Below are 5454 nucleotides of genomic sequence, written 5' to 3'. Positions count from 1 at the left end.
GTTCCCCGACGCACCGCCGGCCACCGGCGTTCCCGCGGGCACAGGGGCGTACGCCGTACCGCCCCCGCGCATCCCCCCGCTCGCCGGGGACGGCATGGGGACGGCTGCGCGGCCCGCCGAGGCCACCCGCCCCTTCGTGACCTTCGCCCGGCCCGACACACGTGACACCGACACCGTCCGCCCGCGAACCTTCGGCGTCCGGCTGCGGACCCGGACCACCGCGGCCGCCGCCTGCCTGGTTCTCGGCCTCGGGCTCATCGGCGGTGCCATGACCGGAAGTTGGCTCATCGGCGACGGCTCCGGAGACGGAACGCGGAGCGCGTACGCCGTGACCGGAAGCCTGTGGCACAGCGTGCCCGTCGACCGCCTCTTCCCGCCCACCCTCGACGGACCCGGCGCGGGCCCCGGCGGCGCCGGCCGCGCCTGGACGCGCGTCGCCGTCGCCCCCGACAGCGGCTGCAAGGGTGCCTTCGACCCCCTCCTCGGCAGGGCTCTCGCCCCCGTCGGCTGTCTGCGGCTGCTGCGCGCCACCTACACGGACGCGACCCGCAGCCATGTCACCACCGTCGGGTTGCTGTTCACCCGGGCCGACGCCGCCGCCATGGGTGCCCTGAAGCGCCAGTTCAAGGACGAGAGCCTCGACAGGCGCACCGATCTGATGCCCCGTCCGTACGCCGCGCGGGACACCGTTGCCGCGGGCTTCGGCGATGCCCAGCGCGCCTCCTGGACGATCTCGGTCCGCACGGACGTCCCCGTCGTCGTCTACGCCGTCTCCGGCTTCGCCGACGGCCGTACCGTCACCGAACCCCAGTCCGCCGCGGAGGCCATGAAGAGCGGCGCCACCACGGTCCCCGCCCAATCGGGTCTCGGCAACGAGGCGACAGGCCTTGCCGACCGCATCGAGGCGGGCCTTAACCGAACCGTCACCTCGGCCACGGAGAAGCCGTCATGACCCGCAAGGCCGGTGCCCGGTTCCTCACCGCCCTGCTCGCCGGCACCCTTGCCCTGCTGCCCTCCGCCGCGGCCCACGCCGACGGGATACGGGCCCAGGAGTGGGCGCTGGACGCCCTGCACGCCCATGAGGTCTGGAAGACGACCGAGGGCAAGGGCATCACCGTCGCCGTCCTCGACACCGGCGTCGACGCCACCCACCCCGACCTGTCCGGCAACATCCTCGAGGGCAAGGACATGGTGGGCTTCGGCGCCCGGCGCGGCGACCGTGCCTGGGCCCGGCACGGCACCTCGATGGCCGGCATCATCGCCGGCCACGGCCATGGCATCGGCAATGCCGACGGCGTCATGGGCATCGCCCCCGAGGCGAAGATCCTCCCGGTCCGCGTCATCCTGGAGGACGGCGACCCGGCCCGTGCGCAGGCCCGCAAAACCCGCGGCAACGCCCTCGCCGAGGGCATCCGCTGGGCCGCCGACCACGGAGCGGACGTCATCAACCTCTCCCTGGGTGACGACTCCGACTCCGCGCACCCCGAAGCGGCCGAGGACGAGGCCGTGCAGTACGCCCTCAAGAAGGGCGCCGTCGTCGTCGCCTCGGCCGGCAACGGCGGCGAGAAGGGCGACCACATCTCGTACCCGGCGGCTTACCCGGGCGTCATCGCCGCGACCGCCGTCGACCGCTACGGCACCCGCGCCGCCTTTTCCACCCGCCGCTGGTACGCCACCGTCAGCGCGCCCGGCGTCAACGTCGTCATCGCCGATCCGGACCGCAAGTACTACGAGGGCTGGGGCACGAGCGCGGCGTCCGCGTTCGTCTCCGGAGCCGTCGCGCTCATCAGGGCGGCGCATCCGGGCCTGACCCCGGCCCAGATCAAGCAACTCCTGGAGAAGACCGCCCGCCACGCCCCGACCGGCGGCCGCGACGACTCCCGCGGATTCGGCTTCATCGACCCCGCGGCGGCCGTCAAGGCGGCGGCACACCTCGAACCGGAGGGGCTGCACCCGGCGGCGTACGGCCGGAAGTACTTCGGCCCCGGCCCGGACAGGGCCGTCAAGGCGACGTCCGCCGGCTGGGCGGGCCTGCTCGCGGGCGCCCTCGGCGCGGTGCTGCTGGTGTCGTCGGTGGTGCTGTGGCGGGGCCGCAATCGGACGCGCCCCGCCCCCTGAGGGCACGCCCCTGCGGTGACCGCTGCCGGACAGGGTCGGCGCAAGCCCCGCAGAGAGCCCCCGATAGGGTCGGTGACCGTGGCGAACTTGAACATTCCCTACCCCGGCTACTCCGACGACGACGGTTCCGCCGATCCCCGGCTGAGCGCGGCGCTCGCCGCCTGGGCCGAGGACAGGACCGCCGTGGCACCCGTCCTGGAGGCCCTGAAGGGCACGCGGCTTCTCGTCCCCGTCGTCGCCGTGCTCGGCGAGGTCGAGGAGGACGAGAACGGGCTGCGGCGGGAGAAGACCAGCGAGATGGCCGTGCCGACCCTCAAGGCCGGCGGCCGCACCGCCCTGCCCGCCTTCACGTCCACCGACACGCTGGCCCTCTGGGATCCCGCGGCGCGCCCCGTCGCCGTGCCCATGGAGCAGGCTCTGCAGGCCGCCCTGCACGAGAAGGCCGACACGATCGTGCTGGACATGTCCGGGCCGGTGCCCTTCGAGCTGACGGGACACGCACTGCTCGCACTCGCGGAGGGCCGTACGACGACCGATCCGCTCGCCGACCCGGCCGTGGCCGACGCCGTACGCGCCGCCGTGGCCGCCGAGCCCGCCGTGGTGCGTGCCTACCTCGGCCCGGGACAGGCGGACGGCATTCTGGCGCTCGTCCTGGACTCCGCCGCGGCCCCGGCCGAGGCCGCCCAGGCGGTGGCGCAGCGCATGGCCGCCGACGACACACTGAGGGCCCGCCTGGTGCGCGGCCTCGACCTGGCAGTACTGCCGGCCGAGGCGACGCCGCCGGGCGAGCCCCTGTTCGTGCGTGGGTGAATCGGCGGATCAGCCGTAGACCGCCCCGGTGTACTTCTCACCGGGGCCCTGGCCCGGCTCGTCCGGGACGATCGACGCCTCGCGGAACGCCAGCTGGAGCGACTTCAGACCGTCGCGCAGCGGGGCCGCGTGGAAGGAGCTGATCTCCGTCGCGCTCGCGTCGAGCAGGCCGGCGAGCGCGTGCACCAGCTTGCGGGCCTCGTCCAGGTCCTTGTGCGCGTCGCCCTCCTCGGTCAGGCCGAGCTTCACGGCGGCGGCGCTCATCAGGTTGACGGCGACCGTCACGATCACCTCGACCGCGGGGACCTCGGCGATGTCGCGGGTCATGCTGTCGAAGTCGGGGCTGTCGGGGGCAGCCGTGGAGGCCGGGGCCTGCGCGGGGGAGGTGTCACTCATGGCCTCCACGATAGGCCCAGGCGTCCGGCCTCCTGCGCACAGGAGCCCGTGCGGGCCGGGATCCGGGGCGGCCAGGGCTCGGCGGACGCCGGTTCGCACCAGTCCCCGGGAGCTGCTAGCCTTGTGTGACGACCGGCCGGACACGGCAGTGCCCGGCCCACAAGTGGAGGCTCCGATCTCCCACCTGGCCGTCCTCCGGGACGGCGGGTCACCGGTCAGACGACCACCATCACTCCGCACGGTCGATGGAGTCGTCCGAAACGCGCCCCGCGGCACACCGCGGCGGTGCTCCGGAAAGCTCGGAGTCCCGCCTGTGTCCCGTCCGGGGCATTTTTCATGCGCCGCGATGGTTGGTCCCATGTCAACCGGACATACGCGGCTGTCCAGCCAGGCGGCCGTAAGGTGCTACCGAGGAGGATCCATCAGCGCCGAGCCCCGCATCAACGACCGGATTCGCGTTCCCGAGGTGCGACTTGTCGGTCCCAGCGGCGAGCAGGTAGGCATTGTGCCGCTTGCCAAGGCCCTGGAGCTTGCGCAGGAGTACGACCTGGACCTGGTCGAGGTCGCGGCGAACGCCCGTCCGCCCGTGTGCAAGCTCATGGACTACGGGAAGTTCAAGTACGAGTCGGCCATGAAGGCCCGTGAGGCGCGCAAGAACCAGGCGCACACGGTCATCAAGGAGATGAAGCTCCGGCCGAAGATCGACCCGCACGACTATGACACCAAGAAGGGTCACGTCGTCCGGTTCCTCAAGCAGGGCGACAAGGTCAAGATCACGATCATGTTCCGTGGTCGCGAGCAGTCCCGGCCCGAGCTGGGCTACCGACTGCTGCAGCGTCTCGCGGAGGACGTCCAGGACCTCGGTTTCGTCGAGTCGAACCCGAAGCAGGACGGCCGAAACATGATCATGGTTCTCGGTCCGCACAAGAAGAAGACCGAGGCGATGGCCGAGGCCCGTCAGGCGCAGGAGGCCCGCAAGGCGGAAGCGAAGGCCAACCCCGGTCGCTCGCAGAACCCTGCCGAGGCTGAGGCGCCCGCTGAGGCGCCCGCCGAGGAGCCCGCCGAGGCGTGATCCCGGGGTGTGCTTGCCCCGGGCGCAAGACCCGGGACGCCAGTCCCAGGATGTAACCGATACAAGAGCGACGCTCTATCGTGCCCGGTTTTCGTGACCGGGCACCGGAGCGCCACCCGACGAGGAGAGAACGGCGCTATGCCGAAGAACAAGTCGCACAGCGGTGCCAGCAAGCGCTTCAAGGTCACCGGCTCCGGCAAGGTGCTCCGTGAGCGCGCCGGCAAGCGCCACCTGCTCGAGCACAAGTCGTCCCGACTGACGCGTCGCCTCACCGGCAACGCCGAGATGGCCCCGGGCGACGCCAAGAAGATCAAGAAGCTTCTCGGCAAGTGACGCGGCGGCGCGTGAGCGCCGTACGTCTGGACCGGGACCCAATCGATTCCGGGCCGCGTGAGTTCACCCGCGGCCCCGCTACAAGGAGTTAACAAGTGGCACGCGTCAAGCGGGCAGTCAACGCCCACAAGAAGCGCCGGGCGATCCTCGAGCAGGCCTCCGGCTACCGCGGTCAGCGTTCGCGCCTGTACCGCAAGGCCAAGGAGCAGGTCACCCACTCGCTGGTCTACAACTACAACGACCGCAAGAAGCGCAAGGGCGACTTCCGTCAGCTGTGGATCCAGCGCATCAACGCTGCCGCCCGCGCCAACGGCATCACCTACAACCGCTTCATCCAGGGTCTGAAGGCCGCGAACGTCGAGGTCGACCGCAAGATCCTCGCGGAGCTGGCCGTCAACGACGCGGGCGCGTTCGCCGCGCTCGTCGAGGTCGCGCAGAAGGCGCTGCCGTCGGACGTGAACGCGCCGAAGGCGGCGTGACGCTGCGCCGGCTCTAGCCGGACACGAACGGACCCGCAGGCTCACGCGGCCTGCGGGTCCGTTCATGTCCGCGGCACCCGTCGCACGCCGCGCGTCGCACCGGGCGGTTCGGCACCGCCGGTATCCGCCGTCTCGCCTGCCCGGGCAGCAGGCGCCGTCGCGGCGGAAACGAGATCCCAGCACCCGTACGTTTCGAAGGTGAGCCCTTATGTCCCCCGCCACCCCCGAGCTGATCTCCCCCCGCTC

Annotated in this window: 7 protein-coding genes; 6 read left to right on the top strand and 1 reads right to left on the bottom strand. The window is 71.9% G+C overall.

What is annotated here, in order from left to right; all coding sequences use genetic code 11:
* The 3 genes from BIV24_RS30900 to BIV24_RS30890 form a co-directional block, all read left to right on the top strand.
* Positions 1-952 (top strand): hypothetical protein (locus tag BIV24_RS30900; protein WP_425442611.1); only part of this gene is annotated, 952 nt, incomplete at its 5' end.
* Positions 949-2118: a type VII secretion-associated serine protease mycosin gene (gene mycP, locus BIV24_RS30895; protein ID WP_071369766.1), complete on the top strand. Its 1170-nt coding sequence runs from the start codon at positions 949-951 to the stop codon at positions 2116-2118. The genes BIV24_RS30900 and mycP, both read left to right, overlap by 4 nt.
* A gap of 78 nt (positions 2119-2196) precedes the next feature.
* Positions 2197-2928 (top strand): SseB family protein, encoded by a 732-nt coding sequence (locus tag BIV24_RS30890; protein ID WP_071369767.1) that lies wholly within the window; start codon positions 2197-2199, stop codon positions 2926-2928.
* A 9-nt stretch (positions 2929-2937) separates the two neighbouring features.
* On the opposite strand, the gene BIV24_RS30885 is transcribed toward BIV24_RS30890, so the two are convergent.
* On the bottom strand, positions 2938-3324 hold the full coding sequence (locus BIV24_RS30885) for a DUF1844 domain-containing protein (protein ID WP_071369765.1): 387 nt from the start codon (positions 3322-3324) through the stop codon (positions 2938-2940).
* A 358-nt stretch (positions 3325-3682) separates the two neighbouring features.
* On the opposite strand from BIV24_RS30885, the gene infC reads away from it, so the two are divergent.
* From infC to rplT, 3 genes are all read left to right on the top strand, one after another.
* A complete protein-coding gene (gene infC, locus BIV24_RS30880; RefSeq protein ID WP_079168677.1) occupies positions 3683-4396 on the top strand; it encodes a translation initiation factor IF-3 in 714 nt (237 codons plus the stop codon).
* A gap of 138 nt (positions 4397-4534) precedes the next feature.
* Positions 4535-4729 (top strand): 50S ribosomal protein L35, encoded by a 195-nt coding sequence (rpmI, locus tag BIV24_RS30875; RefSeq protein WP_007829094.1) that lies wholly within the window; start codon positions 4535-4537, stop codon positions 4727-4729.
* A gap of 95 nt (positions 4730-4824) precedes the next feature.
* The gene (gene rplT, locus BIV24_RS30870; RefSeq protein WP_004002577.1) at positions 4825-5208 is read left to right on the top strand and encodes a 50S ribosomal protein L20; all 384 of its coding nucleotides are present in this window, start codon (positions 4825-4827) and stop codon (positions 5206-5208) included.
* Positions 5209-5454 lie beyond the last annotated feature (246 nt).

The organism is Streptomyces colonosanans, assembly GCF_001866645.1.
GTDB lineage: Bacteria > Actinomycetota > Actinomycetes > Streptomycetales > Streptomycetaceae > Streptomyces > Streptomyces colonosanans.
Note: the sequence above shows the minus strand (reverse complement) of the source record. Positions and strands in the feature narration are given on the sequence as shown.